At 67.0% G+C, this 26,619-nt stretch carries 27 protein-coding genes and 1 tRNA gene; 13 read left to right on the top strand and 15 right to left on the bottom strand.

Translation table 11 applies throughout. The annotated features are described in order from the left end of the window. Positions 1–41: 41 nt before the first annotated feature. Positions 42–329 (bottom strand): DUF4148 domain-containing protein, encoded by a 288-nt coding sequence (locus AC5LXK_RS28300; protein ID WP_493391945.1) that lies wholly within the window; start codon positions 327–329, stop codon positions 42–44. Positions 330–470: 141 nt separating this feature from the next. Here AC5LXK_RS28300 and AC5LXK_RS28295 point away from each other — a divergent pair, with 141 nt between their 5' ends. After that, entirely contained in the window at positions 471–866 is a 396-nt protein-coding gene (locus AC5LXK_RS28295; protein ID WP_493391944.1) for a hypothetical protein, read from the top strand. Between the two features lie 26 nt (positions 867–892). Here the strand turns inward: AC5LXK_RS28295 and AC5LXK_RS28290 are convergent, their stop codons facing one another. Together AC5LXK_RS28290 and AC5LXK_RS28285 are read right to left on the bottom strand one after the other, a co-directional pair. Further along, on the bottom strand, positions 893–1,651 hold the full coding sequence (locus tag AC5LXK_RS28290) for an aminoglycoside phosphotransferase family protein (RefSeq protein ID WP_493391943.1): 759 nt from the start codon (positions 1,649–1,651) through the stop codon (positions 893–895). A gap of 427 nt (positions 1,652–2,078) precedes the next feature. After that, complete coding sequence (locus AC5LXK_RS28285; protein WP_493391942.1) at positions 2,079–3,239, bottom strand: porin; 1,161 nt, start codon at positions 3,237–3,239, stop codon at positions 2,079–2,081. A gap of 315 nt (positions 3,240–3,554) precedes the next feature. On the opposite strand from AC5LXK_RS28285, the gene AC5LXK_RS28280 reads away from it, so the two are divergent. Together AC5LXK_RS28280 and AC5LXK_RS28275 are read left to right on the top strand one after the other, a co-directional pair. After that, positions 3,555–3,830, top strand: a complete 276-nt coding sequence (locus AC5LXK_RS28280) for a DUF4148 domain-containing protein (RefSeq protein ID WP_493391941.1) — start codon at positions 3,555–3,557, stop codon at positions 3,828–3,830. 65 nt (positions 3,831–3,895) lie between these two features. Further along, positions 3,896–4,399 (top strand): hypothetical protein, encoded by a 504-nt coding sequence (locus tag AC5LXK_RS28275; protein ID WP_493391940.1) that lies wholly within the window; start codon positions 3,896–3,898, stop codon positions 4,397–4,399. Positions 4,400–4,421: 22 nt separating this feature from the next. Here the strand turns inward: AC5LXK_RS28275 and AC5LXK_RS28270 are convergent, their stop codons facing one another. Both AC5LXK_RS28270 and AC5LXK_RS28265 read right to left on the bottom strand, forming a co-directional pair. Beyond that, complete coding sequence (locus AC5LXK_RS28270; RefSeq protein ID WP_493391939.1) at positions 4,422–5,147, bottom strand: ZIP family metal transporter; 726 nt, start codon at positions 5,145–5,147, stop codon at positions 4,422–4,424. A 161-nt stretch (positions 5,148–5,308) separates the two neighbouring features. Further along, the gene (locus AC5LXK_RS28265; protein WP_493391938.1) at positions 5,309–6,604 is read right to left on the bottom strand and encodes an O-acetylhomoserine aminocarboxypropyltransferase/cysteine synthase family protein; all 1,296 of its coding nucleotides are present in this window, start codon (positions 6,602–6,604) and stop codon (positions 5,309–5,311) included. A gap of 133 nt (positions 6,605–6,737) precedes the next feature. Between AC5LXK_RS28265 and AC5LXK_RS28260 the strand changes: the two genes are divergently transcribed. Then, positions 6,738–7,406 carry an O-methyltransferase gene (locus tag AC5LXK_RS28260; protein WP_493391937.1) on the top strand — a complete coding sequence of 223 codons (669 nt, stop codon included), beginning with the start codon at positions 6,738–6,740 and terminating at the stop codon, positions 7,404–7,406. A 36-nt stretch (positions 7,407–7,442) separates the two neighbouring features. Here AC5LXK_RS28260 and AC5LXK_RS28255 read toward each other — a convergent pair whose 3' ends face one another. From AC5LXK_RS28255 to AC5LXK_RS28235, 5 genes are all read right to left on the bottom strand, one after another. Next, positions 7,443–8,720, bottom strand: coding sequence for an XAC2610-related protein (locus AC5LXK_RS28255; RefSeq protein WP_493391936.1), 1,278 nt, complete (start codon positions 8,718–8,720; stop codon positions 7,443–7,445). A gap of 41 nt (positions 8,721–8,761) precedes the next feature. Further along, on the bottom strand, positions 8,762–9,910 hold the full coding sequence (locus tag AC5LXK_RS28250) for a DUF1176 domain-containing protein (protein ID WP_493391935.1): 1,149 nt from the start codon (positions 9,908–9,910) through the stop codon (positions 8,762–8,764). A gap of 270 nt (positions 9,911–10,180) precedes the next feature. After that, positions 10,181–11,404: an RtcB family protein gene (locus AC5LXK_RS28245; protein ID WP_493391934.1), complete on the bottom strand. Its 1,224-nt coding sequence runs from the start codon at positions 11,402–11,404 to the stop codon at positions 10,181–10,183. 60 nt (positions 11,405–11,464) lie between these two features. Then, positions 11,465–12,604 carry a slipin family protein gene (locus tag AC5LXK_RS28240; protein WP_493391933.1) on the bottom strand — a complete coding sequence of 380 codons (1,140 nt, stop codon included), beginning with the start codon at positions 12,602–12,604 and terminating at the stop codon, positions 11,465–11,467. A 257-nt stretch (positions 12,605–12,861) separates the two neighbouring features. Beyond that, a tRNA-Phe gene (locus AC5LXK_RS28235) sits at positions 12,862–12,934 on the bottom strand. Positions 12,935–13,271: 337 nt separating this feature from the next. On the opposite strand from AC5LXK_RS28235, the gene rtcR reads away from it, so the two are divergent. Further along, positions 13,272–14,888 carry an RNA repair transcriptional activator RtcR gene (gene rtcR, locus AC5LXK_RS28230; RefSeq protein WP_493391932.1) on the top strand — a complete coding sequence of 539 codons (1,617 nt, stop codon included), beginning with the start codon at positions 13,272–13,274 and terminating at the stop codon, positions 14,886–14,888. A 63-nt stretch (positions 14,889–14,951) separates the two neighbouring features. Here the strand turns inward: rtcR and AC5LXK_RS28225 are convergent, their stop codons facing one another. After that, positions 14,952–15,539, bottom strand: coding sequence for a nuclear transport factor 2 family protein (locus AC5LXK_RS28225; protein ID WP_493391931.1), 588 nt, complete (start codon positions 15,537–15,539; stop codon positions 14,952–14,954). Positions 15,540–15,668: 129 nt separating this feature from the next. Here AC5LXK_RS28225 and AC5LXK_RS28220 point away from each other — a divergent pair, with 129 nt between their 5' ends. After that, the gene (locus AC5LXK_RS28220) at positions 15,669–16,211 is read left to right on the top strand and encodes a MarR family winged helix-turn-helix transcriptional regulator (protein ID WP_493391930.1); all 543 of its coding nucleotides are present in this window, start codon (positions 15,669–15,671) and stop codon (positions 16,209–16,211) included. A 45-nt stretch (positions 16,212–16,256) separates the two neighbouring features. Here the strand turns inward: AC5LXK_RS28220 and AC5LXK_RS28215 are convergent, their stop codons facing one another. Further along, positions 16,257–17,468 carry an IscS subfamily cysteine desulfurase gene (locus tag AC5LXK_RS28215; RefSeq protein ID WP_493391929.1) on the bottom strand — a complete coding sequence of 404 codons (1,212 nt, stop codon included), beginning with the start codon at positions 17,466–17,468 and terminating at the stop codon, positions 16,257–16,259. Between the two features lie 252 nt (positions 17,469–17,720). Between AC5LXK_RS28215 and AC5LXK_RS28210 the strand changes: the two genes are divergently transcribed. From AC5LXK_RS28210 to AC5LXK_RS28195, 4 genes are all read left to right on the top strand, one after another. Further along, positions 17,721–18,263 carry a flavin reductase family protein gene (locus AC5LXK_RS28210; RefSeq protein WP_493391928.1) on the top strand — a complete coding sequence of 181 codons (543 nt, stop codon included), beginning with the start codon at positions 17,721–17,723 and terminating at the stop codon, positions 18,261–18,263. Between the two features lie 36 nt (positions 18,264–18,299). Continuing rightward, complete coding sequence (locus AC5LXK_RS28205; protein WP_493391927.1) at positions 18,300–19,778, top strand: 4-hydroxyphenylacetate 3-hydroxylase family protein; 1,479 nt, start codon at positions 18,300–18,302, stop codon at positions 19,776–19,778. Between the two features lie 51 nt (positions 19,779–19,829). Further along, complete coding sequence (locus tag AC5LXK_RS28200) at positions 19,830–20,216, top strand: hypothetical protein (RefSeq protein WP_011356002.1); 387 nt, start codon at positions 19,830–19,832, stop codon at positions 20,214–20,216. Between the two features lie 72 nt (positions 20,217–20,288). Further along, positions 20,289–20,978, top strand: a complete 690-nt coding sequence (locus AC5LXK_RS28195) for a DUF2848 domain-containing protein (RefSeq protein WP_493391926.1) — start codon at positions 20,289–20,291, stop codon at positions 20,976–20,978. A 20-nt stretch (positions 20,979–20,998) separates the two neighbouring features. Here AC5LXK_RS28195 and AC5LXK_RS28190 read toward each other — a convergent pair whose 3' ends face one another. The 3 genes from AC5LXK_RS28190 to AC5LXK_RS28180 form a co-directional block, all read right to left on the bottom strand. Next, a complete protein-coding gene (locus tag AC5LXK_RS28190) occupies positions 20,999–21,748 on the bottom strand; it encodes a class I SAM-dependent methyltransferase (RefSeq protein WP_493391925.1) in 750 nt (249 codons plus the stop codon). Positions 21,749–21,762: 14 nt separating this feature from the next. Next, positions 21,763–23,178, bottom strand: a complete 1,416-nt coding sequence (locus tag AC5LXK_RS28185) for a hypothetical protein (RefSeq protein WP_493391924.1) — start codon at positions 23,176–23,178, stop codon at positions 21,763–21,765. A 78-nt stretch (positions 23,179–23,256) separates the two neighbouring features. Beyond that, positions 23,257–23,883, bottom strand: coding sequence for a LysE family translocator (locus AC5LXK_RS28180; protein WP_059237464.1), 627 nt, complete (start codon positions 23,881–23,883; stop codon positions 23,257–23,259). Positions 23,884–24,066: 183 nt separating this feature from the next. Here AC5LXK_RS28180 and AC5LXK_RS28175 point away from each other — a divergent pair, with 183 nt between their 5' ends. The 3 genes from AC5LXK_RS28175 (at position 24,067) to AC5LXK_RS28165 (ending at position 26,613) form a co-directional block, all read left to right on the top strand. Beyond that, positions 24,067–24,867 (top strand): AraC family ligand binding domain-containing protein, encoded by an 801-nt coding sequence (locus AC5LXK_RS28175; RefSeq protein ID WP_493391923.1) that lies wholly within the window; start codon positions 24,067–24,069, stop codon positions 24,865–24,867. A 119-nt stretch (positions 24,868–24,986) separates the two neighbouring features. After that, the gene (locus tag AC5LXK_RS28170) at positions 24,987–25,412 is read left to right on the top strand and encodes an ATP--cob(I)alamin adenosyltransferase (RefSeq protein WP_493391922.1); all 426 of its coding nucleotides are present in this window, start codon (positions 24,987–24,989) and stop codon (positions 25,410–25,412) included. Between the two features lie 103 nt (positions 25,413–25,515). Continuing rightward, complete coding sequence (locus tag AC5LXK_RS28165) at positions 25,516–26,613, top strand: LysR family transcriptional regulator (RefSeq protein WP_493391921.1); 1,098 nt, start codon at positions 25,516–25,518, stop codon at positions 26,611–26,613. Positions 26,614–26,619 lie beyond the last annotated feature (6 nt).

The raw sequence follows: 26,619 nt of genomic DNA, 5'->3' as shown, positions 1-26,619 counted from the left end.
GGCCACGCGCGGTGCGCTGCCCGCGATCGTGTGGCCGGGCATCATTGCCGCGCGGTCAGGTTGTCGTGGTTGTCGGTTTGCGGCTTCTTCTCGCCGCCATGCACCGAAATCCCGTGAAGCTCCTTGTTGCGCGCAACGATCTCGCCGGTCGGCGGGTATTGCGTCTTGCTCGTCGGCACGACACCGTCGTGCTGCGCCTGCTTCAGTTCGTTGACGACCTGCGTGCGGGTCTTGCCCTGCGTTTGCGTTTCCGCGAATGCGGCCTGGGTGGCCATGCCGAGCGACAGCGTGGCGGTGACGAACAGTGCTGCGAGTTTGGTGGTTTTCATCGTGTGCTCTCCAGGATCTGGGCCGCCGGGTGGCGAACCATGGACCCAGTATGCGAAAGCAGCCGTGCGCGATCGTGATCGCGAGATGAAAAATGCGTCAGATTGCGCAAGCCGGTAGCGCGCGGTTCGGACGCGACCGACATGACGCAACCGTCATGTTCGCGTCATGGGCGCAATGAGCGCGAAGCGGAACATGAAGTCTGCCGTTGGCCGACCGGGCCGACGGCATGCGCGCCGCTCGCGACAGCAGCCTGGAAAGCGGGCGGCTCCATTCAGACTTTCATTCCGGACCGAAAAGTGGATCGTCCCGCCATCCGTTTAGCCTTGATCGCAGTCCTGATCGTCCCGTTGTTCGCGGGCTGCGCATCGACACGTTCCGGCACCCCTGCGTCCGCGCCCGCCGCGGCGCGCAAACCGGTGCCGGCCGACCTCATGCCCGGCGAGCAGATCGATTACGCCGGGCATCGCTGCGGCAATCCGAACCTGTATGTGAAAACGCATCCGTGCCTGTTCCCGCAACGCATCAACACACCTTGATTGCGTCTCGGGCGGCCTGTCGGTCTTCAGTGTCCGTGTTCCCGACGATGATCGTCCAGCAGGTGCCGGATCGTGCGCGTCGACGGATCGCTTGTGCGCACGCTTTCGTCAAGTTGCGCGAGCGTGATGAGCGCTTTCCACAGCGCCCAGCCGCGTCCGCGCGCCCAGGTACCGGCATCGACGGAAAGTGCCGCGCGAAAGGCGCGGCGGCTGGCATCGTCGAATAGTGTCCAGTTGATCGCGAGATCGCAGGCCGGGTCGCCCGCCGCCGTGCAGCCGAAATCGATGACCGCGTGCAGTGTGCCGTCCTTCACCAGCAGGTTGCCGGTTGCGACGTCGCCATGAACCCAGACGGGCGGCGCGTTCCAGACGGTATTCACCGCGACTTCCCACACGGCACGCGCGCGATCGGTATCGATGCAGCCTGACAGGGCTTCAAGCGCCGAGCGTGTTTCTCCATCGTAGTGCGATAGCGGGCCGCCCCGGAAGAAGTTGTGCGGGCCCGGCGGCGGGCCGTCCGACGTATCGATCCGGTGCAGTTCGGCCAGAAAGCCGGCCACTGCGCGCGCGAATGCCGGCTTGTCGTCGATCAGTTCGTCGCAGGCAGGTTCGCCGTCCAGCCAGCCATAGACCGACCACGGCCACGGATAGGAATCGGTGGGCGCGCCTTTTGCAACCGGGGCCGGGATCGGCAGCGACAGGTGCGCGGCCAGCATCGGCAGCCAGCGTTGCTCCTTCTCGACCTGGTCGACATAGGCGGGGGCACTCGGGAGCCTCACCAGCATGCTGTCGCCGAGCCGGAATGTCCGGTTGTCCCATCCGCCTGGCAGAACGGGCATGACGTCCAGGTGGCGCCACTGTGGAAACTGCTGTGCCACGAGGCGTCGAACGAGGTCGGCGTCGATCGGGAGGGAGAGGGCGTGCTGAGCGTCTGGCATGGCCGGCTGAGGATGAACGGCAATGTCACAGGATAGCGTCGCCGGCCCATGCCGTTTCGTTGGCGGACAATCCGGGCGCAGACTCGCAAAAAAAACGGCCCGGCACTCGACGAGCCCGGGCCTAACGCGTGATCGTGCCGTACGGCATCGACCCGCTGCGTGGGTGGGAACGGGCGTGGCCCGTTACCGTTCCGATCGTAACGACGCGACGCATCGTGAACCTGATCGGGAGATGAAATTTTCGTCACGCAGCGCGCATGGCTGGCCGCCGCGCTCAGAAACGGTGGCGCAACCCGAGATTGACGATGCCCTGCGTGCGCGTGCCGCCATAACCGTACGAACCGATCGACGCCTGCGCCGTTTGCGTGCCGCCGTCGAGCGTGCGCTGTTCCCCGTTTGCGCGCTGCCATGCCCCGACCGCATAGAGGTCGGTGCGCTTCGACAGCACGTAGTCGGCGCCGGCGGACACCTGATGGTAGGTCGCACTGGTATCGCCGCGGGCGCGTGTGTAGCTGTAGCCGACGCCGACGAGCAGGCTGGTCGTTGCCTGGTAGTTGAAGAACCCGCGTACGGTGTCGTACTTCTGCGTACTGCGAAATGCCGACATCGCATCGGCCTTGTACAGCGAATTGCTGTAGTCGACGCCGACCGCGAACGGCGCGAAGTTGTAGCGCAGCGCACCGCGTGCGATGCCGATCGATTTCGCCGAGATGTAGCCGCCGTTGACCAGCGACCCGTCGAACGTGCCGTCGGAGGTGCCGTTCCAGCCGGTCCGGATGCCGTTGGCGAGCGATGAGCGGTTGGCCGCGTAGTAGTAGCCGCCCGCGACGTCGACCGGGCCGTTGCTGTATGAAAGGCCGGCCGACCAGGTTTGTCCGGCGCCGCTCTTGCCGGCCACGCCGCCGAGCGCATACATGCCGACGAACTGGAATCCGCTGATCACCGGCGACGTGTACTTCACCGCGTTGTCGGTACGCGACGACGTGTCGTAGTTGTCGACGTCGCCGGGTGTCGCGTACACGCTGCCGAAATAGAAGTCGCCGGTTACGGGCCATGCGACGTCCGCGAGCGCGTCGTACTGGCGGCCGAGCGTCAGCGTGCCCCAGCGCGCGCTTTCGAGCCCGACGAACGCCTGCCGGCCGAACATCCGGTTGCCTTGCCCGAGCGCGCCGGTGTTCGGATTGAAGCCGTTTTCCAGCGTGAAGACCGCTTTCAGCCCGCCGCCCAGATCTTCCGCGCCTTTCACGCCGAAGCGGTTGCCGAGCAGGTTGCCGTTGCCGAGCCCGACGAGATTCCTGCCGTCCGCGTTCGCGTTCCACACATACGTGAGCGACGTGTCGAACAGGCCGTAGAGCGTGACTTCCGTCGCGTGAGCCGCATGGGTGGTCGCGAGCAGCGCCCCCGACATCATGGCGAGCCGAACTGGAGTTTTCATGGTGTGCCCCTGAAGTTCAAGATGATCGTTTCGTGCATCGGTCGATTCCGCGCCGCGCGGTGTGCCGGCGGGTGCGAAATATCGCGATTGCGCTGGCGATTCTGGAAAGCGTTCGAATCGTGGAGGTGAGGGACAAATGAGAAAAATGTCATCGAGGTGTCATGCACGCCGAAACATGCGATGCATTCCGTTCGCGCCGCGATGCGGGAGATGCCGGCACGGTGACGAAAGCGTCATGCGGGGATCACGAATCCGCACCGCCGCCGGATCAAAGTGAAGGCTCCTGTCACGCCTTTCCAGCAAGGAGCAAACAACATGAACATTCCGCGCCCGATGATCGCCGTCGCCGTTGCCGCACTGTCGATCGCAGCGTTCTCGCAGGCCGTGTCCGCGCAGCCGAAGAGTCGTCAGGAGGTGAGGCAGGAACTGATGCGCGCGCGCCACGACGGCGTGATCCCGAGCCCGAATCACGACTACCCGGCGAGCCCGGCCGCCGTCGCGCGCAATCAGGAGATTCATCGCTCGACCGTTCATCGTGGCGAGAAGCTGCCGATGGTCGATGCGCACGACAACCGCTTCGCGGTGCTTTGATCGTTCATTCACGGCCGGCCGGGTTGAAGCCTGCCGCCGGATTCATTCATGCAGAGGAGAGCGTCATGCGGACTATCGCGAAAGGAATCGTGCTTGCGGCATGCCTGATGTCGACGGCCGCGATGGCGGCCGGCTGGCCGGAGCGTGCGTTGTCGCACGCATCGGCTCACGACGTCGGCCAGCGTGCGAACGAACGGATGCGCTGCGAATTCGCGGCCGTGCCGGCAGGCGAGTGGAGTGCGACGTTTACGCGCGGGCAGTGCGAAGTCGACAACGGCCGGCTGACGTTCGTACCGGCCGATGCAGGAAGCGGGCTGCCGATGGCGGAGCAACGGATCGTGCTCGGCGACGTCCGCACTGCGTCGCATCAGTCGCGCAAGCTCAAGGAACAGCTGCAATTGACGACGCGTGACGAAGTCATCGCGCTGAACGTGCTGACCGACGACGGCAGCCGCAAGTCGCGCGAGCATGCGATCGACCTGTGGGCCGCGTTGCGCAACGAGGGTGTCACGCCGGTGAACGGCACGCGTATCGTCGACACGTACCCGGCGGGCGCGACGACCTGGTAGCCGGCGCGCCGTTGCGCACCGTCTATCCGGCCTTCACCGATCCTTCGATCAGGAAGAACACGATGAAGCCGATGAAGAACGACGCCGTGGCGAACGGCGTTTCGGGCACTTCGTGCGCTTCGACCAGCAGTTCCTCGGTCACGAGGTACAGCAGCGCGACGGTGCCGAGCCCCAGCAGCGCCGCGTAGATGTTCGTCGGCAGCCCGGCGAACGCTGCGTTGCCGGCGACGGCCGCGATGCTCAGCAGCGCGGCAAGCCCGACCGGCACGACGATCGATAGCGTGCGGCCGATGCCGGCGGCGGCAAGCGCCGCGCTGACCGACAGCGCAAGGAACAGCACCTCGAGCGTCAGCGCGACGGTCAGGATGATGCCGCTTTCGTCGCTCGCGGAAAATGCGATGCCGAGCACCAGGCCGTCGACGACGAGATCGATCGCGGTGACGATGATCAGGCTCACGGGCAGGCGCGATTCCTCGTAGCGCGTCTCGATCGCGCCCGACAGCGCGCGGATCGCGAGCATCAGCGCAATCCCCAGCACGAAACCGACGACGACCGGAAACAGCGCATGCGCGCGGTCCTGCGGCAGCAGTTCGAGCGCGGCGGCCGCGAACACGATGCCGCCGGTGAAATGCTGGATCACGCTCGACGTTTTCGGGCCGGGCGCGCGCCAGGCGGCCGCGAGGGCGCCGAGACAGGCCGCCAGTAGGGGCGGTAAGGTGAGCAGCGCAAGCTTCGCGGTCGGTGTCATGGGCCCTCTCGGCGGTTGGCGTGCCGCAGCGCAGGCTGCGTTGCACGATCGTACACGCCGGACGTGGCGCCGGCATCAACCGGGGATTGAACACCCTGAAGCCGCTTCAAGGTCAAGGTGTCAGGTGCGGGCGCACCGGCAAGCCGGCATGCCCGTTCCGGTCAAAGCTGCGCGAGCGCCTGGTCGAGATCGGCGAGCAGGTCGTCGATATGCTCGATGCCGATCGACAGCCGCACCGTTTCTTCCTTCACGCCGGCCTTGACCAGCTCGGCCGGCGACAGCTGACGGTGCGTCGTCGATGCCGGATGGGTCGCGAGCGACTTCGTATCGCCGATGTTGACGAGCCGCGTGAACAGCTTCAGCGCATCCTGGAACTTCGCGCCGCCGTCGCGGCCGCCCTTCACGCCGAACGTCAGGATGCCCGGCGCGCGGCCCGACAGGTAGCGTGCGACGAGCGGATGGTCGGGGTGATCGGGCAGGCCCGCATAGTTCACCCATTCGACGTGCTCGTGGCGCGCGAGATGCTGCGCGATCTTCAGCGCGTTGTCGCTGATCCGCTCGACCCGCAGCGCCAGCGTCTCGATGCCCTGCAGGATCTGGAAGGCGTTGAACGGCGAGATCGCCGCGCCCATGTTGCGCAGCGGCACCACGCGCGCGCGGCCGATATACGCGGCCGGCCCGAATGCTTCCGTATAGACGACGCCGTGATAGCTGACATCCGGCTCGTTCAGCCGCTTGAAGCGGTCCGCATGCTCGGCCCACGGGAACTTGCCCGAATCGACGATCGCGCCGCCGAGGCTCGTGCCGTGGCCGCCGAGATATTTCGTCAGCGAGTGCACGACGATGTCCGCGCCATGCTCGAACGGTCGCAGCAGATACGGCGACGGCACCGTGTTGTCGACGATCAGCGGGATCCCGTGGCGATGGGCGACTGCCGCGAGTGCGGCGATGTCGGTGACGTTGCCGAGCGGGTTGCCGACCGACTCCGCGAAGATCGCCTTCGTGCGCGCATCGATCAGCGGCTCGAACGATGCGGGGTCGCGCGGATCGGCGAAGCGCGTGGTGATCCCGTATTGCGGCAGCGTGTGCGCGAACAGGTTGTAGGTGCCGCCGTACAGCGAGCTGGCGGACACGATGTTGTCGCCGGCTTCGGCGATCGTCTGGATCGCGTACGTGACGGCCGATTGCCCCGATGCGAGCGCGAGCGCGCCGATGCCGCCTTCGAGCGCGGCGATCCGCTGCTCGAGCACGTCCGTCGTCGGGTTCATGATCCGCGTGTAGATGTTGCCCTGGACCTTCAGGTCGAACAGGTCGGCGCCGTGCTGCGTGTCGTCGAATGCGTACGCAACGGTCTGGTAGATCGGGACGGCGACCGCGCGCGTGGTCGGGTCGGGACGATAACCGCCGTGCACGGCGATGGTTTCGAGACGCCAGTTCGAATGGGCCTGATCGGTCATGGGTGCTCCGTCTGTTGTTGTGATGGTCGACCGATTATAGGAGCACGTGCGCTACTGCCCTTAGAACGAATGGTTTGTTGCTTATGGGGGCGCCGCGCTTAGAATGCCTTTTTTCGCAGACGAAAGGTGCACGATGGATCAGGATCAGTGGAACCAGGTGGATGCGTATTTCTCCGCGACGCTCGTGCCGTCCGACGACGCACTCGACGCCGCGCTGGCGGCGAGCGACGCGGCCGGGCTGCCGGCGATCAACGTCGCGCCGAACCAGGGCAAGCTGCTGCAGCTGCTCGCGACGATCCGCGGCGCGCGGCGGATTCTCGAAGTCGGCACGCTCGGCGGTTACAGCACGATCTGGCTCGCGCGCGCGTTGCCGCCCGGCGGTTCGCTGGTGACGCTCGAGCTGAACCCGGACCATGCGAAGGTCGCGACGCAGAACATCGCGCGCGCCGGGTTCGCGGAGGCCGTGTCGGTGGTGGTCGGCAGCGCGAAGGACAGCCTCGCGCGGCTCGTCGACGCCGGCGAGGCGCCGTTCGATTTCATCTTCATCGATGCGGACAAGAACAACAACGCGGTCTATCTGGACGCGGCGCTGAAGCTGTCCCGGCCCGGCACGGTGATCGTCGTCGACAACGTCGTGCGGGGCGGACGCGTGGCCGATCCGGACAATATCGAGCCCGACGTGGTCGGCGTGCGCGACGGGTTCGCGCGCCTCGTGGCCGAGCCGGCGCTCACGACGACGGCCGTGCAGACGGTCGGGCAGAAGGGCTGGGACGGGTTCTCGATCTCGATCGTCGGCGCGTGACGCGATGGCGGTACGCCCATGCGGGCGTGCCGCACGCTAGTTCTTGTCGGGATTCGTGTCGCTGCACTGGTCGGGATCGTCGCGCAGCAGGATGCGGCGGATGCGGCCGTTGTCGTAGAACGGTACATCGGGGCAGAACTTCATGCCGGCGCGGGTCGACGTCCGTTTCCACACGACCTTTTCGGTGCGCACGAGCGTCGGTGCGCTGCCCGGCGCACCCGGTTTCCAGATGTCGATGTACATGCGCGACGACGGCGAGTCGTCCACCTCGCAGTCCTTCGGTGCGCCCAGCGTCGAGCGCAGCCCGGTATCGGTCTGCTCGATGCGTTCCGGGAATTCGATATAGCCGTCGCCGTAGCCGGGCACGACGTAGCAATAGCGGCGCGTGTTCCCGTCGAGCACGGGCAGCAGGTAGCTGCTGGCGGTGTCGATCTGCTTCACGTCGTTGCCCTGCCAGCGGTAGGTCGTCACGCCGTGCTCGCAGCAGCTCGCGCGCCAGCTCGTCCAGATGATCCGGTGCACGGGATCGAAATCCGGCGACGTGATGTCCTGCAGCCCCTGCGGCGCATCGACGAAACGCCGCGTCTTCGGGTTGAAGATCCACGTCTGGTACGGGATGTCCGGGCCGGCTCCCATCGACTGCGCAAGCATCAGGTCGGGCCAGCCGTCGAAGTTCACGTCGGCGAACTCGGGCGTAAACAGGTTGCAGGTACCCTGCGAATCGGTCTGCAACGTCTGCACGAGGCGGCCGTGGTCGTACAGGCGGATCGCGCTCACGTGCGGCACGTCGTTGCATGAACCGCCGTCGTTCGGCAGCTTGTCCGCGACGAGGCGGATGTCGTAAGGGAACGGCCTGCCGTCGCGTTTCGGCGCGAGCGAGACAGGCAGCGTGCGCTTGCCGTCCGGCGCGGTCCACGTGCCGCTTACCGCATCGTCGAACGACGCGACGCGCCAGGTGCCCGTCACGCGATCGGCATTCGTCTTCGCGCCGCTGTCGCGTTCCGACAGCGTCGTGCCGTGCGGGTCGAGCGATCCTTTCAGCGCCAGCCGATAGCGCTTGTCGGATGCGCACGGCGCATAGCAGTACCAGCCGGATATCGCATCGGCGACGCGCGACAGCGACACTTCGACATGGCGGCTACCGATCGTGCCGGCCCAGTCGCGCGACCAGAACGGGATTTCGACCGAATCGTCGGTGCTTGCCGCGGCGCGCGCCGGCAGCGACGCGAATGCGGTGACGGCAACCAGTGCGAACGAAAGCGCGTAACGCCAGCCGCGTGCGCGCCGCGATGCGGCGATGAAAGGGACATTCATCGGTCGGCCCTTCGGGTGGTGAGGGTTGAACGCGGTGCGTGTCAGTGGCTTCCGGTCGCGTCGGCCCGGCGATACAGGCGCGGCCATTGATCCTGGAACAGGCCGTTGCAGGTGCCGTGCGTCGCGATGTCGTCGAGCACGAAGCGCCGGCCGTCGAAGATCCACGACGCGGTCGAGCCGCAATCGCCGGCGCTGCGCAACCGCACCTTGCTCGACAGCATCGCGCTCGCGGGATCGTAGCCGGCCTCGGTCAGCTCGTTTGCGAACGACGCCGAATCGAGGCCCGCGTTCGCGTTCTCCCCGAAGTTCATCGCCGTCGGCGCATACGGTGCCGTGCGGCGTACGCGATACCACAGGTCGGTGTGGTTATACATGCTGCTGGTCTGGCACGGGATCGCGACGAGCGCCTCGTCGGCCGAGATCGCGACGGCCGTCGACGCCTTCCGGCGATCGCTCGCCGACATTTCGTCTTCGACGTCGGCTGCGCATTGCTTCACGTCGGCACCGAATTTCGCGAGTACCGCGTCGACGAGCGGACGCTGTTCGTCGGCCGACAGGTTTGCGGCGGGCGGTGGCGCCGGCGTGACGGCGGGCGGCAATGCGGGTGCGGCCGGCACCGACGCCGCAGGCTTCGTGCCGGGGCGCAGCAGCGCCGTGACGGTGCCGACGCGGCCCTGCGTGTCGTCGATCAGCAGCAGCGCGGCGCTTAGCCCCGACAACGGCGTGCGGGCGGTTTGGGTCGAAGCCGGATCGCCGAAGCTCAGCAGTTGCGCGTTGCGCACCGCGGCGAGCCACGCGGCTACCGTTGCCGGATCGTTCGTCCGGATCCGGAACGGGTGCGCTTCGTCGTCGGCCTTGTCGCCGAACGCGTGCCACTGGGTCGGGGCCGCATCGAACGGCTGGTCGTCGACGCGTGCCGCGCGCAAGTCCAGCGGCGCCGACGCGTAGAGGTCGAGCGACGGTTGCACGTCGGGGCCTGCATCGCGCGTCACGCGCAGGATGACGCTGGTGCGTGCATCGTCGATGTCGTCGGCGTGGCTTTCCGCGATACAGCGGTTGCCGTTGTCGCAGACGACCGACCAGCTCTTGAAGTCGCGCTCGACCGGCGGCCGCGCAAGGGGGCGAGCCTGCGTGACGATCGGGGAAGCGGCGAGGAGGGCAGCGAGGGCAAGCGAGAAACGGTGCGACATGACGGTTCGTATCGACTGGGAAAAGGCGGGCGGAAGATGCCGGACTGCAAGCGCATCGTCAGCTAGCGGTGCAGGTCGAGTGCAGTGGCGCGAACGGCATCCAGTATACGCGCTGCAACGGGACGCGCCGGATGTGGCGATCCGTAGCGTGCGGGCACGTGGGTTGCCGGGCGCGCGGAGACAGATGTCGATGCAGAAAGACAAACGGCGCGATGCCTGCGGGTATCGCGCCGTTTGCGTTTCATCGACCGTCGATTGCGTCGTGCCGCGCTATCCCTTCACGCACACGACCTGACGCAGCGTATGCACCACTTCGACGAGGCTGCGCTGGGCCGCCATCACCGCGTCGATGTCCTTGTAGGCCATCGGGATTTCGTCGACGACACCCGCGTCCTTCCGGCATTCGACACCCTGCGTGGCCTTCACCTGGTCGTCGGCCGTGAAGCGGCGCTTCGCTTCGGTGCGGCTCATCGTCCGGCCCGCGCCGTGGCTGCACGAGCAGAAGCTTTCCGGATTGCCGAGCCCGCGCACGATGAAGCTCTTCGCGCCCATCGAGCCCGGAATGATCCCGAGTTGCCCCTTCTGCGCGGACACCGCACCCTTGCGCGTCACCAGCACGTCTTCGCCGAAGTGGCGTTCGCGCTGCACGTAGTTGTGGTGGCAGTTCACCGCGTGTTCGTCGACCGCGAACGGCTTCGCGATCACGCCGCGCGCCGCGCCGATCACCGCGCCCATCATCGCCTGCCGGTTGCGGCGCGCGTAGTCCTGCGCCCAGCCGACCGCCTCGACGTAATCGTCGAAGTGCCGGCTGCCTTCGGTGAAATACGCGAGGTTGCGGTCCGGCAGGTTCGCGATGTGCTGACGCATGTCGGCTTGCGCGAGTTCGATGAACAGGCTGCCGATCGCATTGCCGACGCCGCGCGAGCCGCTGTGCAGCATGAACCACACGTGGTCCGCCTCGTCGACGCACACTTCGATGAAGTGGTTGCCGGTGCCGAGCGTGCCGAGATGCGCGTAGTGGTTCGTCTTTTCCAGCTTCGGATACTTGTCGACGATCCGCTGGAAGCCCGGCTGCAGCGACTTCCACGATTCGGTCACGGCGGCCGGCGTGCGGTCGCCCCACGCGCCCGGATCGCGGCGGCCCGGCGCGCGGCCGTGCGGCACCGCGCGTTCGATCGCGCTGCGCAGACCCGCGAGCGAATCCGGCAGGTCGGACGCCGTCAGTGTCGTGCGCGCGGCCATCATCCCGCAGCCGATGTCGACGCCGACCGCGGCCGGGATGATCGCGCCCTTCGTCGGGATCACGCTGCCGATCGTCGAGCCCTTGCCGAGGTGGACGTCCGGCATCACCGCGACGTGGCTGAAGATGAACGGCATCTGCGCGGTGTTGCGCAGTTGCGTGCGTGCTTCGTCCTCGACGGCAACGCCTTGCGTCCACATCTTCACCGGCTTGCCGTTCGCCAGTTCCATCACCTGATAACCCATGTCACTCATTTGCTTCACCATTCATTTCATTGTCCGGCGCGGCACACGTGTGCCGCGCCGCGTCCTGCATTACGTGCCCTTGATGCTGACGAGTCCGTTCAGCACCTGGTCGAGACCGCCGAACACCGAGATGCGGTCGATCCGTTCCGCGACGCGCTCGAGCGTTTCCAGCTCCTTGAGCCGCAGCGCGGTCGGGTTTTCTTCCATCACCTTCGCGGTGTTCAGCAGCGACCGCGTGGCCGCCGTTTCCTCGCGGCGGCGAATCACGTTCGCCTGCGCGGATTTCTCCGCCTCGACCACCTGCGCGAGGATCGTCTTCATGTCGCCCGGCAGCACGATATCCTTCACGCCGACGCTGCGCACGTCCACACCCGAATCGCCGAGGCGGTCACGCACCTGTGCGATCACGACCTCGTCGATCGACTGCTTGTCCTCCAGCAGTTCGTCGAGCGAGCGCGTGCCGACCGCCGAACGCAGCGCGAACTGCAGCTCGCGATACAGGTGCTCGACCGGCTTCTGCAACTGGCCGAACGCATGCAGCACGTCCGCATAGCACCACGTCGCCGCCAGGTTCAGCCGCAGCGCGACCTTGTCGCGCGTCAGGATTTCCTGGCCGCCGACTTCGATCGCCTGCAGGCGCAGGTCGACGAGTTCGACCGTGACGTCGCGGTTGAAGCGCCAGAACGCCGACGTACCCGCGTCCAGCAACCGCTCGATCTTGCCGTCGATCTTCAGCACGCCGACGTGGTACGCCGGCACCTGCGCCAGCAGCACGCCCGTCAGGCCCGCCACGCCGCGCGCACGCAGCGCCGGCTGTGCGATGCGTTTCACGAGCGCGGCCGGCAGCGTGCTGTCCTGCGCGAGGTCGACGCGTTCGAGGCGATGCACGGTCAGGCCGCGCCAGTACAGCCGGCGCGTGCCCGGCGCCAGGATCTCGACGAGCACGTCGTCTTCATAGCGCAGGCCGGCTTCGTCGTCGGCCAGATCCATCGCGACGAAGTGCTGCTCGAGCACGTCCCGCGCGTCGTGACGCAGGTAGTCGGCCAGTGCCGTGTCGGCGAGCGGCGCGTCGAGACGCGCGGCCTGCACCGACAGGCGCTTGAACGGATCGAAGGCCTTGAACACGCCCGGTTCCAGCACCTTCACGAAATCGCCTTCTCTCATCAGCAGCGCGCGTTCGTTTTTTTTCACTACATGTCGCTTCCACATATTGTTGTCCTTTTCTTCAATGGCCGCCGGGTGACACGCATCGTGCGGATCGCGGTGCGACGCAATCGGGCGGGCGGCGCGCTGGCCGGCGCTGCAGCACACGGCGATGCATCCTGCATCGCGTCGTCGTGCGCATTCGCGCCGGCCGTGCGGCCGCCCGGCCGATCGCGCGGAACCGTGAGCGGTCCGACGCGCGGCGGGCCTGTCGGCCCGCACCGGCGGGTATTGCTTTCGTTACGAGACTGTCCTTACAGACAGTGTTCGAGCGGGATTCGAACCCGCCACTGGCCGGCTTTCGCCGGCTGCTCCACCTGACTGAGCTTCCGAACAATGGGCGCTCCGGGATTCGAACCCGGACGAGGCATCCTGGCGCGCGCCCCTTTGCCTTCATCTGTCCATGGCGGCATGCGCTGCCGCAACGAACGAGGTTCGGCGGCGGCGCACCAGCAGGGCTTTGTGAACCCTGGCTCGTGGGCCAGCGGGACATCCGGCGCTTTCTATTTAGCGAGGAGCGTGCCAGTGGGTGGGTCGGTGCTCTAATAATTTTTCAACGCATTGAAAATAAAGGAAAATTTGTTTTTATCGTCTTTGGGTGTCGATGCGTTTCGCGTGGCGCTGTCAGGAAAACTGGATACAATAGGATCGCTTCTTATCCCATGAGATAAACATGCGAAAGACTGTCGCCATCGGTTTTCTCGGCATCGTGCTCGACCAGGGCGATCGCACCGCGCGTCGCTACCCGAAGTGGCGGCCGACGATATCGCTCTGCGAGCAGCCCGACCTGAAGATCGACCGGCTCGAACTGCTGTATCCGCAGGAATACCTGCGTCTCGCCAATCACGTGCGGGACGATCTCGCGCAACTGTCGCCGCATACCGACGTGCGGCTCACGCCGGTCACGATCCACGATCCGTGGGATTTCGAGGAGGTCTACGCGACGCTGCACGACTACGCACGCGCGTATCCGTTCGACCTCGACCACGAGGACTACCTGATCCACATCACGCCCGGCACGCACGTCGCGCAGATCTGCTGGTTCCTGCTGGCGGAGGCGCGCTACCTGCCTGCACGCCTCGTGCAGACGGGGCCGCCGCAGCGGACCGACGAAGGGCCGAGCGGGCCGGGCACGATATCGGTGATCGATCTCGACCTGTCGCGCTACAACCGGATCGCGCAGCGTTTCACGCGGGAGCGCGACGAAACGGTGTCGTTCCTGAAGGCCGGCATCGCGACGCGCAACGCGCGCTTCAATGCACTGATCGAGCAGCTGGAACGCGTGGCCGTGCGTTCGCGCGCGCCGATGCTGCTGGTCGGGCCGACGGGGGCCGGCAAGTCGTTCCTCGCGAAACGCGTGTACGAACTGAAGCGCGGCCGCCACCGGCTCGCGGGGCCGTTCATCGAGATCAACTGCGCGACGCTGCGCGGCGACGCGGCGATGTCGACGCTGTTCGGTCACGTGAAGGGCGCGTTCACGGGCGCGCAGTCCGCACGGGCCGGGCTGTTGCGCGCGGCGGACGGCGGGCTGCTGTTTCTCGACGAGATCGGCGAACTGGGGCTCGACGAGCAGGCGATGCTGCTGAAGGCGATCGAGGAGAAGCGCTTCCTGCCGGTCGGCGCGGACGTCGAGGCGACCAGCGACTTCGAGCTGATCGCGGGCACGCACCGCGACCTGCGGCAGATGGTGGCGGCCGGCACGTTCCGTGAGGACCTCTACGCACGGATCAATCTCTGGACCTACGAATTGCCCGGGTTGGCCGAGCGCCGTGAGGACATCGAACCGAACCTCGAATTCGAGCTGGACCGTTTCGGCCGCGAGCAGGGCGAACAGGTGCGATTCAACGTGGAAGCGAAGCGGCGCTATCTGGCGTTTGCCGCGTCACCGCGCGCGGCGTGGGCCGGCAACTTCCGGGAGCTGTCGGCCTCGGTCACGCGGATGGCGACGCTGGCCGATGCGGGGCGGATCACCGAGGCACTCGCCGAGCAGGAAGTGGAGCGGCTGACGCGCACGTGGTCGTTGCCGGGCGATGCGGGGGTATCGGATACGTGCGTCGATGCGGTATTCGGTGCGCGTGCGGCGGAACTCGACCTGTTCGACCGTGCGCAGCTCGAACGCGTACTCGACGTTTGCCGCGGGTCGGCGAGCCTGTCGGAAGCCGGGCGCACGCTGTTCGCGGTGTCGCGGCAGAACAAGAAACAGCCGAACGATGCGGACCGGTTGCGCAAGTATCTTGCGCGGTTCGGGCTGGATTGGGAGACGGTGCGGCAGGTGCTCGACAGGGCGTGATGCGCACGGCGACGCGGATGCAGCGCGGCGCCGGGTCGTCTGGCATGCGGCATCCGCGATCGGTCAAGCCGCCGCTGCCGCCTCGTGAAACGGCGCCAGCCATTCCCAATCCGGGTTTGCCGCAGCGACCTCCGCCAGCCCGCGCGCGAACGCATGCGCCGGCAGCCACGGATACCCGAACGCAGCATGCAGCACGTCGAGCTTCAACGACTGCGGATCGTCGACCGTATCCATCCGGGCGATATGGATGTGCAGCGCGGTCACCCGTGCGACGTCATCTGCATCATCGCCCGCGAACTGCCAGCGGTACGTGCCATGCCCGATCCGCAGCGCGCCGCTGTCCTTCTGCCGCATCACGACGAGCCACGGCATCCTGCTGACGCCGTGCGCGTCGACGTCCGGTTCCGTGCAGACGTAATAAGTCCGGCACTGCTCGAACCGCTCGCCGAATGCCTCGACCAGCGTGTGCGCAATGGCCGCTGCGCCCGTCACGCGCGACGGAAAATCGATATCGTCGCTCGCGAGCGAAAAGCTCAGCTCGGCATCGTCCGCGAAGCACTCGGCGATCAGCGGCGGATGGTTCAGGTCCTTCGCGCGCAGATAGCATTCGAGCAGTGCGCGAATCGTCGCGGGATGAAGCGGGAAGGGCATGATCGCGTCTCCTGTATCGGGAAATCGGGCCGCATGCAGGCCGCCGGACCTGGCCGGGGGCGCATGTGCCTTTGCCGTATAATTTCGTTTCAAAGCTAAATTCGCATGACCGCACGGAGCGTCGACGTCATGGCCAAGCAGCAAGAGGAGTCCGTTCTGACCATTACCAACCCGGCCTGCCTGATCGACGGCACGGACACGGAATTCCGTCACCTGATCAACGGGCTGCTGCCGTTCGCGGCGCGCCTGCTGTCGGTGCGCGACGGTTTCGGCTCGCTGATGGGCCTCACCGGCATCCAGTATTCACTGCTTGTGTCGGTCGCGCATCTGTCGCACGACGACAGCGTTACCGTCAACCGCCTCGCCGATCACCTGCACCTGAGCGGCGCGTTCGTCACGATCGAGACCGGCAAGCTGAAGAAGCTCGGCCTGATCGACAAGCGTTCGGACCCCGACGACAAGCGCAAGATGCGGCTCACGGTCACGCCGGCCGGTTCGAAGCTGCTGAAGACGCTCATCGACACGCAGCAGCGCATCAACAACGTGCTGTTCGAAGGCGTGACGAAAACCGAATTCAAGGCACTCTGCTCGGTGATCGACCGCCTCGTCACCAACGGCGACCGGGCGACGCTCGATCTCGCGCACCTGATCGCGCGCCAGGAAAAAGGCTGACGCACGCCGGCCGCAGGCCGGCGCGATGCGTCGGCGCACGCTCGCTCAGTGCGCGGCCCACTCGATCGTATCGAGATCGACCCCTTCCAGATGCATGTCCCACAGCGGGCTCAGCGCGCGCAGCTTGCCGACCGTGTCGCGCACTTGCGCGATCACGCTGTCCACTTCGGCTTCGGTCGTGAAACGGCCGAGCGTGAAGCGGATCGAGCTGTGCGCGAGTTCGTCGCTGCGGCCGAGCGCGCGCAGCACGTACGACGGCTCCAGCGATGCCGACGTGCACGCGGAGCCTGACGATACCGCGACGCCCTTGATGCCCATGATCAGCGACTCGCCTTCGACGAAGTTGAAGCTGACGTTCAGGTTGTGCGGAATCCGGTGTGCCAGATCGCCGTTCACGTAAACCTCGTCGAGCGTCGACAGTCCGGCCAGCAGCCGGTCGCGCAATGCACCGACGCGGCGGCTTTCTTCTCCCATCTCTTCCTTCGCCAGCCGAAACGCTTCGCCCATGCCGACGATCTGGTGCGTCGGCAGCGTGCCGGAACGCATGCCGCGCTCGTGGCCGCCGCCGTGCATCTGCGCTTCGATGCGCACGCGCGGCTTGCGGCGTACGTACAGCGCGCCGATCCCCTTCGGGCCGTACACCTTGTGCGCGGTCACCGTCAGCAGATCGACGTTCAGCGCATTCACGTCCACCGGAATCTTGCCGGCCGCCTGCACGGCGTCGCAGTGGAACACGATGCCGCGCGCGCGGCACAGCGCGCCGATGTCGGCCACCGGCTGGATCACGCCCGTTTCGTTGTTCGCGAGCATCACCGACACCAGGATCGTGTCGGCGCGCAGCGCCTGCTGCAGCGCGTCGAGGTCGAGCAGGCCGTCTTCCCGCACATCGAGGTACGTGACGTCGAAGCCCTGGCGTTCGAGTTCGCGGCACGTATCGAGCACGGCCTTGTGCTCGGTCTTCACCGTGACGAGGTGTTTGCCCTTGCCCTGGTAGAAGTGCGCGGCGCCCTTGATCGCGAGGTTGTTGCCCTCGGTTGCACCTGATGTCCACACGATTTCACGCGGGTCTGCGCCGAGCAGCGCGGCGACGTGCGCACGCGCTTCCTCGACGGCCTGCTCGGCCTCCCAGCCGTAACTGTGGCTGCGCGAAGCCGGGTTGCCGAACTGCTCGTGGAGGAACGGCACCATTTTGTCGACCACGCGCGGATCGACGGGCGTCGTCGCGCTGTAGTCCATGTAGATCGGACGGGATTGCATCGAAAGGACTCCGGAAAACGGCGTCTCTCGCGGGTCGCGAAAGCCGGGGGATACGGTTGCCGCAGTGTACGTGGACATTCACGGGCGTCACGCAACATCCATCCCGCCAGTAGGGTTGTCTTTTAAACAAAGCTTTCAAGATCAGGGTTTACGACAGCTTGAAGCCGCCTTTGTGTTTACATTTAATAAAAGCTAAATAATAAAGCTAAATTACGGTGCTTTGTTGAGACGGATTCCGTGGCGGAATCCGCGATGCAACTCAAGGAGGACGAGATGAGCGAAAACCATGCCGGCGCCGACGCGGGTGCCGACGAGCAACGGCGCTTTCGCACCGCGCTGTCGATGTTCGCGACGGGCGTCGCGGTGATTACCGCACCGCGCAAGGAGGGGATGCCGATCGGCATCACGGTCGCGTCGTTCAATTCGGTGTCGCTGGATCCGCCGCTGATCCTGTTCTCGGTCGATCGCCGCAGCCTGAGCCTCGGCGACCTGGCCGGCGCGGACGGCTACGCGGTCAACGTGCTCGACGAGACGCAGCAGCACCTGTCGAACTGCTTCGCGAAAGCGAACGGCGACAAGTGGGGCTGGCGCACCGACGCGGAAGACGACGGTGCGGTGCTGCTGCCCGACGCGCTCGCGACGTTCGAATGCGAACCGTATGCGCAGTACGACGGCGGCGACCACGTGATCTTCGTCGGCCGCGTGACGCGGCACCGCGCGCGCTCGGAAGGGCGCCCGCTGATCTTCTTCGGCGGCCGTTACCGTGCGCTCGATGCGCATGCGCCGTCCGCGTGAACGCAACCCACGTTTCATTCCACCCAGGAGCACACCATGATCAAGAACGGGACTCAGCACATTGCGTCGCTGCGCGACGGACGGCAGGTCTACCTGAACGGCCAGCCGGTCGGCGACGTGACCGCGCATGCGGCATTCCGCAATTCGATCCGCAGCTACGCGAGCCTGTACGACTACCAGGCGCGGGACGAAAACGTCGAGAAGATGACGTTCGCATCACCCGATACGGGCAATCGCGTCAGCCGGATCTGGCAGCTGCCGACGTCCTATGACGAGCTCGTCGAGCGCCGTGCCGCGCTGGAGGCGTGGTCGGAGCTGCATTACGGCTTCATGGGCCGCTCGCCCGACCACGTCGCATCGTGCCTGGCGGGCATGGTCATGGGCGCCGACGTGTTCGAGCAGTACGACCCGGCGCGTGCGGGTGCGCTGCGGGATTACTACCGGTATGCACGCGACAACGACCTGTTCCTGACCTACGTGATCGTGAATCCGCAGGCGAACCAGTCGAAGGCCGCGCACGAGCAGGAGGACAAGTACCTCGCGGTCGGCATCGTCGATCAGGATGCCGAGGGCATCACGGTACGCGGCGCGAAGATGCTCGCGACGAGCGGGATCATGGCGAACGAGGTGTTCTGCAGCTGCATCCAGCCGTTGCGCGAAGGCGACGAGATGTACGCGCTGTCGTTCGCGGTGCCGATGAACGCGAAGGGCATGAAGATCATGTCGCGCAAGTCGTACGAGGAAAACGCGACGTCGGTGTTCGACAACCCGCTGTCGAGCCGCTTCGACGAGAACGACGCGGTGCTGTACTTCGACGACGTGAAGGTGCCGTGGGAGCGGATCTTCGTCGCCGGCAACACCGCGATGTGCGCGAAGCAGTTCCATGCGACGCCGGCCCACGTGTATCAGAACTATCAATGCCAGGTACGCCTGATGACGAAGCTGCGCTTCCTCGTCGGGCTCGGCCTGAAGATCTCCGAGGTCAACGGCACGAACGCGTTCCCGCAGGTACGCGAGACGCTGGGCCAGCTCGCGGCCGAAGCATCGATGGTCGAGGCGTGGGTCTACGGGATGGAAGCGAAGGGCACCGTCGTCAACGGCTTCTACGTGCCCGACCGCAACATGCTGTACGGCTCGCAGGTCGTCACGCAGCAGCTCTATTCGAAAGTGCTCAACACGCTGCGCGAGCTCGCCGGTGGCGGAATGATCATGCTGCCGTCCAGCGTGCGCGACTTCGAGAACCCCGACCTGCTGCGCATCATCGAGAAGACGCAGAAGTCGCCGGTGTGCTCGTCCGAGGATCGCGTGAAGTTCTTCAAGCTCGCGTGGGACGCGGTCGGCTCCGAATTCGCATCGCGCCACAACCAGTACGAACTGTTCTACGCCGGCGCATCGTTCGTCACGAAGGGCCATGCGTACCGCACGTACGACTGGCAGCGCGCGTCGCATCTGGTCGATTCGATGCTCGGCAGCTATTCGCTGAGCCAGGAACTGTCGACGCCGCGCGCCGCGTGACGTACCGCACCTGCACCTACTTCACCCGCTATCGTATTCAGGAGAGACAAGATGGCCATCAACAAGCTTCACGACGAATTCCACACGCTGGACATGCAGCGCGACTGGCGGCTGCCGGAGGGCTATGACCCGGCGTCCGGCGCACAGGAGCTGATCCTGTCCGGTGCGCTCGACACCGAGCGCAAGCGCGGCAGCCGCACGCGCCTGCTGCGCCTGCCGGCGGGGCTGCATACGAAGAAGCCGTTCGTGCACGACTACTGGGAAGAGGTGTTTCTCGTCGAAGGCGACCTCACTGTCGGCAACGACGAGCACGGCAACGGCGGCACGCCGTTCAAGGGCTACACGTACGCGGTGCGTCCGCCCGGCGCGTGGCACGGCCCGTTCAAGTCGAACGGCGGCTGCGTGCTGCTCGAGATCCACTACTACGACCCGGCGTAAGCGCGACCGATCAACGACAGACGGCGGGCGGCGGCGCATCGTGCGTGCGCGGCCCGCGACGAGGAGCATTCGATGAAAACCATCACGTTCGCGATCGACGGTCGCGACGGCCGCACCGAGCGCGCGATCGCGATCGACACGCTCGTGATCGCGGGCTGGACCGGCCGCGACACGGTCGCCATGGAGAAGCACATCCGCGAGCTGGAAGCACTCGGCGTGAAGCGCCCGGCGGCGACACCGGTGTTCTACCGTGTCGCGGCCGACCGCCTCGATCCGTCGCCCGCGATCCAGGTATCGGGCGGGCAGAGCAGCGGCGAAGCGGAATTCGTGCTGGTGCGCGACGGCGGCGAGACCTTCGTCGGGATCGCATCCGACCACACCGACCGCGAGGTCGAGACGTACGGGATCACCGTGTCGAAGCAGATGTGCGGGAAGCCGTGCGCGAACACGCTGTGGAAGTTCGACGACGTGGCCGGCCACTGGGATCAGCTCATGCTGCGCGCGTATGCGACGATCGACGGCGAACGCGTGCTGTATCAGGAAGGCAAGGTGACCGCGATGCGCGCACCGGACGATCTGCTCGCGCAGTTCGCACGTCACGATGGCCGCTTCGAGGACGGTACCGCGATGCTGTGCGGCACGCTGGCCGCGATCGGCGGCATCCGGCCGGCCGAGCGGTTCGAGGTCGAGCTGGAAGATCCGGTGCTGGGCCGCACGATCCGGCATGCGTATGCGGTGGACACGCTGCCCGTCGCGGGCTGACGCCGTCGACGCGTACGCACTCAGGCGCGGCAGATCGCGATGATCTCCGCGCTGGCCGCCGCGTCGAACGGTGCGCGCTGCCAGTCGCCATACCAGTCGGCCGACGCGAATCCGGCGGCCGTCACGCGCGCCTGCAATTCGGGATGGGCGATGAAGCGCAGCCGGCTCGTGTTCGTCAGCACCGTGCCGTCGCGGCGGAAGCGGTAGTGCGTGTCGAACGTCACGACCGCGTCGTCGACTTCACGCACCGCGTGATGGAGCTCGACGCCGCCGAGCTCGCGCGATTCGACGTAGCGTGCGGAATGCTCAGGCGTCCATGCCCGCCAGGGCTCGGTGCGCGGGTTGCGGGTGTCGAACAGGAAGCGGCCGCCGTCGGCGAGCACGCGCCGCACGCCGCGCAGCGTCGCGTCGATTTCGTCATCGGTCAGCAGGCACTGGAACGCGTGCCCGGTCATCACGACCGCATCGAACGGTGCGCCGGGCGGCAGGCCATCGAGCGCGCATGCGAGCCAGCGGACGGTGTCGGCGCCCGGCTGGCGTCGTGCGTAATCGATCATCGCCGGTGCGGGATCGATCGCGACGACGTCATGCCCGGCTGCCGCGAGCCGGCGCGCGAACGTGCCGGTGCCGCAGCCGAGATCGAGAATGCGTTGTGGCGCGACGCCGATCATGGCCGCATAGAACGCGAAATCCTGATCGCCCGCGTTGAACAGGTCATAGATCGCGACGAGGCGCGAATCGGTATAGAGGCAGTCGGTGTCGGCGGGCATGGGCGGGCGGCGCGTCAGCGTTTGCCGACGGGCTTCAGTGCCGACCGGAACCGCAGGTACGAACGCGCTTCGGCCTGCAGCGCGTCGTAGGGCATGGCCATCCAGCCCCTGATCTCGGCGAGCGCATCGCGCCCGGCCGCCCGCACGTCGGTGCTCGCGGCCTGCGCGTCCGGATTGCCGGCCACGTCGTTGCCGCAGAACGCGGCGTCGTCGCACGGCCGCGTCGTCGTTTGCGTGAACACGGTCTTGCCGTCGCGGAAGTACCGGTCCCAGTGCGTATTGAAGTCGACCAGGCCTTTCTGCGTCTCCAGGAAGTAGTCGATGTCGGCCGTGTAGCCGACGAGCGCATCGTCGAAGAACGTCCATCGCTCGGTGCGGATCGGCAGGGTGCCCCTGACCGGATGGGCATTGTCGAAGCGCATGCGGATCTCGAGCTGCCGGTACGGGCCGAATTCGATCAGGTACGCATCGGGGCCTTCGTCGTTGCGCTGGTACCAGCGTGTCATCGCGGGCGTCGGGACGACGGGCCCCGACAGCAGCGTGGCGCCGTCCTGATGGTCGAGGTCGAGCCCGACCTGCGCGGCGGCGATCCGGCCGGGCGGCAGCCGGCCCGGCGCGGCAGGCGTGCTGATGCCGGGTGTCACGTCGACCCCGCGAAGGGCGTTGGCCGCGGCGTCCGACAGCGGGCAGCGTGCGCTGCCGATCAGCGACACGCGCGGCGAGCCGGTCGTCAGCGTGACGACGATCGGGATGCCGACGTCGGGCACGCCGGACGGCATGACCGTCTGCAGGCAGTCCTGCACGTCGCGCGGGTCGCGGGCGACATCGTGATCCTCGAAATACACCGCGTATTCGAGGTTCGGCTCGCCGCCGGTCGGCAGCCCGGTGTCGGGCTGGCGGGCGCGCGCGAGCAGCGCGTGGTAGCCCGGCTGGCGTGTCAGCGCATCCGGCGACAGCGACATCAGGAACGACGCGATCGAATAGCCGCCGTCGAGCCGGTGCGGCAGGTCGAAGCTGATCGTGCGTCGCGTGTCGGGGCTGCCGCGCGGGGTCACGTGGGCGGGGATGTGGCGCATCGCTTCGTCGACGTGCTGCACCCACTGCGGATCGGGGATGCAGCCGAGGCCCGAACTGCACGACAGCAGGCTGTACGAGGTGGTCGTGCGCGTGTAGCGCGCGACGATCTCCACGCTGTCGGGCAGCCGGTTGCGCAGGTCGGCGTTTTCTTCCGGCGTGAGGAACGGCATGTAGAGATCGCTGAGTGCGATCGTCACGTGCGACGTGCCGGGCGGCGCCAGGACGTCGCGCGGCTTCGGGTCGCGTGGCGTCAGCAGCCAGCCGGCGGCCAGCACGAACGCCGCGACGATCGCGAGCATCCAGGCGGTGCGCCGGAGCGCGCGCTTGCGCGGGGTGCGAAGGGGGGCGGCCATGTATCCGATCGGGGTTGCCGGTTGTCGTCGTGTTGTTGTTGTCCGGTCTGCCGGCGCTCGCGAGGACCGCCGCCGGGCCTAGCGCTGCTGCACCGCCACGCGCAGCCCGAGCGCGATGAAGATCGAGCCGATGATCTTGCCCTGCCAGCGGGTGAGCCACGTGAGCCGCTTCACGATGCGGCCGAGCGGGCGGATCGAGCACGCGATCAGCGTCGTGTAGAGCGAGCTGAGCACGACGAAGATCAGCCCGAGCACCGCGAACTGCACGAACGTCGAGCCGCGCTCCGGATGCACGAACTGCGGCATGAACGCGAGGAAGAACAGCGCGGTCTTCGGATTCAGCACTTCGGCGGGAATGGCCTGCAAGTACGCCTTGAGCGGCGTGACGGGCGACACTTGCGGCAGCGACGGATCGGAAGCCTTCTCCAGCAGCGCGCGCACGCCGAGATAGATCAGGTACGCGGCGCCGACCAGCTTCACGACGTTGAACGCGAGCGCCGACGTCATCAGCAGCGCGGACAGCCCGACGGCCGCGAACAGCGTATGCACGAAGTCGCCGCTCGCGACGCCGAGGCCGGTCAGGATGCCGGTCTTGCGCCCGCCCTGCACGGTGCGGCTCAGCACGAGCAGCACGGCGGGGCCGGGGATCAGGAACAGGCCCAGAACGACGGCCGTGAAGGTGGTCAGCGTGGTCAGGTCGAACATGGCGGCTCCGGCAGGTTGGCGCAGCGGCGGGGGATCGGGGCATTGTATTCGGTTCGGCGCGCGGCCGCTGACGCGGCCCTCGAACCGCTCCTTGAACCGTCAGGCCGTGCCGGCGCCTTTCTGGTATAAGCACGAAAGGGCGCGCGGGCACGGCGTCCTGTCTCTTCCACTGCCTGACCTTCCATGCGCGAGCTTCCACCGATCACCGATCCGGCCGCGGACGCCGACGTCTATCACGTGCCGCGTCCGCTCGTCGTGTTCGGCGGCTCGGTCGTCGAGCCCGAATGGCGGCTGGAGCGGCACAGCCATCGCCAGGCGCAGCTGCTCTACACGCTCAGCGGTGTCATCTATTGCGAGATCGACGGCGGCGTATGGAGCGCGCCGCCGCAATGCACGGTCTGGATTCCGGGCGATGTCCCGCATGCGGCGCGCGGCTCGGCCGGCGCGACTTTCTACGCGGTGCTGGTCGAACCCGATGCGGCGCTCGACCTGCCCGGGCGCTGCTGCACGCTGGCCATGTCGCCGCTGCTGCGCGAACTGCTGTTGAAGGCGGCGAGCTTCCCGAACCTGTACGACGTCAACGGGCCGCAAGGGCGGCTGGTGGCGACGCTGCTCGACGAGCTCGTCGCGGCGCCGGTCGAGGATCTGTACCTGCCGATGCCGGCCGACCGCCGGCTGCGCAAGCTGATCGATCATCTGCTCGACGATCCGGCCGACAAGTCGTCGCTGCCCGAACTCGCGCGGCGCGCGGGCATCAGCGAGCGCAGCCTTACGCGGCTCGCGACGAAGGAACTCGGGATGAGCCTCGGCGACTGGCGCCGGCGGCTGCACGTCGCGCTGTCGCTGCGGATGCTGACGACCGGCCGCCGCGTGCACCAGATCGCGATCGACCTCGGCTACGAGAGCGCGAGCAGCTTCGTGACGATGTTCCGCAAGGCGACCGGCAAGCCGCCGACGCAATTCCTGAGCGACCGGCGACGCTGAACGGCCGGCCGCGCGCCCGCGCACGATTGGCCGGATTGAGAAAGTGGTTGGCCGGGACGAGAAATGACGCATCGGGTCTCGATCCATAAAATGAGAATCGTTCTCATCTGGAGGCCAACATGCAAATCATCACGACCGAGTTCCCGTTCGTCTGGCTGCGTTACAGCGGCTCGACCGATACCGATCCCGCCCTCCTGCTTGCCGAACTCGACGCGTTGCTGGCGCGTCGCGAACGCTTCGTTCTTCTGACCGACGATGCGCCGTCGGGCGACGATCGCGCCGGCCACGATCACGATCACGAGATGCGCAAGCAGCTCGCGAAGTGGAGCAAGGCCAACCGCGCGCAGTCGCGCGAATGGATCCCCGCGATGATCGCGATCGAGCCCGATGCGGCGCGGCGCGTGGCGCTCAACGCATTTTCGGGCGCGTTCGAGAAGGTCTGGGGTTATCCGCTGAAGGCGGCGGTGAGCCGAGACGACGCGCTGGCGCTCGCGCAACGGCTGCTCGCCGAACCCGCGCGCAGCGTCGCGGCGGCGAACGCCTGAACCGGCGGCCGCGCCGACCGCGCGGCCTTCGTCGACATCGACACGCAGGCACGGTGCGCGAATGCGCGCACCGCGGCATGTCGCAACCATGCAGGGGTGTCCGGTGGACAATCCGATCCGCGCGATGCGCATCTTCACGCGCATCGTCGAAATGAACAGCTTTACGCGCGCGGCGCAGGCGCTCGGCATTTCGCGCGCCACCGCGACGCGGACCGTGCAGGAACTCGAATCGGCGCTCGGCATGCCGCTGCTGGTGCGCACGACGCGCGCGCTGCGGGCGACGCCCGAAGGGGATGCGTATTACCGGCGCTGCGTGAGCATCACGGCGGACGTCGACGAGCTCGAAGCCAGCATCCGCGGCGCCGCGCTGCATCCGAGCGGGCCGCTGCGCGTCGAGCTGCCGGCGTCGGTGGCGGGCGCGATCGTGCTGCCGGCGCTCGGCGAATTCCACGCACGGCATCCCGATCTCGAGCTGATGCTGGGCGTGGCGGTGCGAGCGGGCGATCGCATCGGCGATGCGATCGACTGCAGCATCCGGCTCGGGGCGTTGCCCGATTCGTCGCTCGTCGCGCGCCGGCTCGGCTCGTTCGAGCGCGTGACCTGCGCGAGCCCCGCGTATCTCGATCGCGTCGGGGTGCCGCGCACGCTCGACGATCTGGCCGCCCATCGCGCGGTAATCGGCGCGTCCGTTTCCGGGCAGCGTTCGGCCGAGCTCGAATTCGTGGTGGACGACGCGGTGCGCAAGGTACGGCTCGACGGCATCGTCAGCGTGGACGACGAGCAGGCGTATCTTGCGTGCGGGCTGCACGGCCTCGGGCTGATCCAGCCGACGCGCGTCGCCGCGCAGCCGCTGATCGAGGCCGGGCGGCTGCGGGAAGTGCTGCCGCGCTGGCAACCCGATGCAGTCGCCGTGTCGGCCGTCTATGTGAAGCGCCCGCACGTGTCGCCCGGCGTGCGGGCGTTCGTCGACTGGATCGCCGAGCGTTTCGTGCAGGCCGTGCACGAGCGGGAAGGGTTGGTGGCGGCGGGGGCGGTCGGGTGGCGGCCGGCGTTGCAAGCCGGTGTGACGCGTGAGCGGGAGGACGCGGGCGGCCGGGTGGTCGAGCGACGCGATGGGCGGCACGAGTCCGTTGCCGGCAGCGCGCGTGTGACCCCTGCGCCGGTCGATCTCGAACACGTCGCGCTGGCCGCGGTGAGCTGAATGACC

The sequence above is a fragment of the Burkholderia pulmonis genome, from assembly GCF_984667975.1.
Note: the sequence above shows the minus strand (reverse complement) of the source record. Positions and strands in the feature narration are given on the sequence as shown.

Bases quoted from the DNA above. Each gene is read 5' to 3' on its own strand.
- AC5LXK_RS28250 (WP_493391935.1), bottom strand. From the start codon at position 9,910: ATGTCGCACCGTTTCTCGCTTGCCCTCGCTGCCCTCCTCGCCGCTTCC.
- AC5LXK_RS28210 (WP_493391928.1), top strand. From the start codon at position 17,721: ATGCAACTCAAGGAGGACGAGATGAGCGAAAACCATGCCGGCGCCGAC.
- AC5LXK_RS28240 (WP_493391933.1), bottom strand. From the start codon at position 12,604: ATGTGGAAGCGACATGTAGTGAAAAAAAACGAACGCGCGCTGCTGATG.
- AC5LXK_RS28290 (WP_493391943.1), bottom strand. From the start codon at position 1,651: ATGCTGGTGAGGCTCCCGAGTGCCCCCGCCTATGTCGACCAGGTCGAG.
- AC5LXK_RS28175 (WP_493391923.1), top strand. From the start codon at position 24,067: ATGCGCGAGCTTCCACCGATCACCGATCCGGCCGCGGACGCCGACGTC.
- AC5LXK_RS28185 (WP_493391924.1), bottom strand. From the start codon at position 23,178: ATGGCCGCCCCCCTTCGCACCCCGCGCAAGCGCGCGCTCCGGCGCACC.
- AC5LXK_RS28170 (WP_493391922.1), top strand. From the start codon at position 24,987: ATGCAAATCATCACGACCGAGTTCCCGTTCGTCTGGCTGCGTTACAGC.
- AC5LXK_RS28190 (WP_493391925.1), bottom strand. From the start codon at position 21,748: ATGCCCGCCGACACCGACTGCCTCTATACCGATTCGCGCCTCGTCGCG.
- AC5LXK_RS28285 (WP_493391942.1), bottom strand. From the start codon at position 3,239: ATGAAAACTCCAGTTCGGCTCGCCATGATGTCGGGGGCGCTGCTCGCG.
- AC5LXK_RS28275 (WP_493391940.1), top strand. From the start codon at position 3,896: ATGCGGACTATCGCGAAAGGAATCGTGCTTGCGGCATGCCTGATGTCG.
- AC5LXK_RS28220 (WP_493391930.1), top strand. From the start codon at position 15,669: ATGGCCAAGCAGCAAGAGGAGTCCGTTCTGACCATTACCAACCCGGCC.
- AC5LXK_RS28295 (WP_493391944.1), top strand. From the start codon at position 471: ATGACGCAACCGTCATGTTCGCGTCATGGGCGCAATGAGCGCGAAGCG.
- AC5LXK_RS28265 (WP_493391938.1), bottom strand. From the start codon at position 6,604: ATGACCGATCAGGCCCATTCGAACTGGCGTCTCGAAACCATCGCCGTG.
- AC5LXK_RS28195 (WP_493391926.1), top strand. From the start codon at position 20,289: ATGAAAACCATCACGTTCGCGATCGACGGTCGCGACGGCCGCACCGAG.
- AC5LXK_RS28300 (WP_493391945.1), bottom strand. From the start codon at position 329: ATGAAAACCACCAAACTCGCAGCACTGTTCGTCACCGCCACGCTGTCG.
- AC5LXK_RS28280 (WP_493391941.1), top strand. From the start codon at position 3,555: ATGAACATTCCGCGCCCGATGATCGCCGTCGCCGTTGCCGCACTGTCG.
- AC5LXK_RS28245 (WP_493391934.1), bottom strand. From the start codon at position 11,404: ATGAGTGACATGGGTTATCAGGTGATGGAACTGGCGAACGGCAAGCCG.
- AC5LXK_RS28205 (WP_493391927.1), top strand. From the start codon at position 18,300: ATGATCAAGAACGGGACTCAGCACATTGCGTCGCTGCGCGACGGACGG.
- AC5LXK_RS28215 (WP_493391929.1), bottom strand. From the start codon at position 17,468: ATGCAATCCCGTCCGATCTACATGGACTACAGCGCGACGACGCCCGTC.
- AC5LXK_RS28180 (WP_059237464.1), bottom strand. From the start codon at position 23,883: ATGTTCGACCTGACCACGCTGACCACCTTCACGGCCGTCGTTCTGGGC.
- AC5LXK_RS28270 (WP_493391939.1), bottom strand. From the start codon at position 5,147: ATGACACCGACCGCGAAGCTTGCGCTGCTCACCTTACCGCCCCTACTG.
- rtcR (WP_493391932.1), top strand. From the start codon at position 13,272: ATGCGAAAGACTGTCGCCATCGGTTTTCTCGGCATCGTGCTCGACCAG.
- AC5LXK_RS28260 (WP_493391937.1), top strand. From the start codon at position 6,738: ATGGATCAGGATCAGTGGAACCAGGTGGATGCGTATTTCTCCGCGACG.
- AC5LXK_RS28225 (WP_493391931.1), bottom strand. From the start codon at position 15,539: ATGCCCTTCCCGCTTCATCCCGCGACGATTCGCGCACTGCTCGAATGC.
- AC5LXK_RS28200 (WP_011356002.1), top strand. From the start codon at position 19,830: ATGGCCATCAACAAGCTTCACGACGAATTCCACACGCTGGACATGCAG.
- AC5LXK_RS28255 (WP_493391936.1), bottom strand. From the start codon at position 8,720: ATGAATGTCCCTTTCATCGCCGCATCGCGGCGCGCACGCGGCTGGCGT.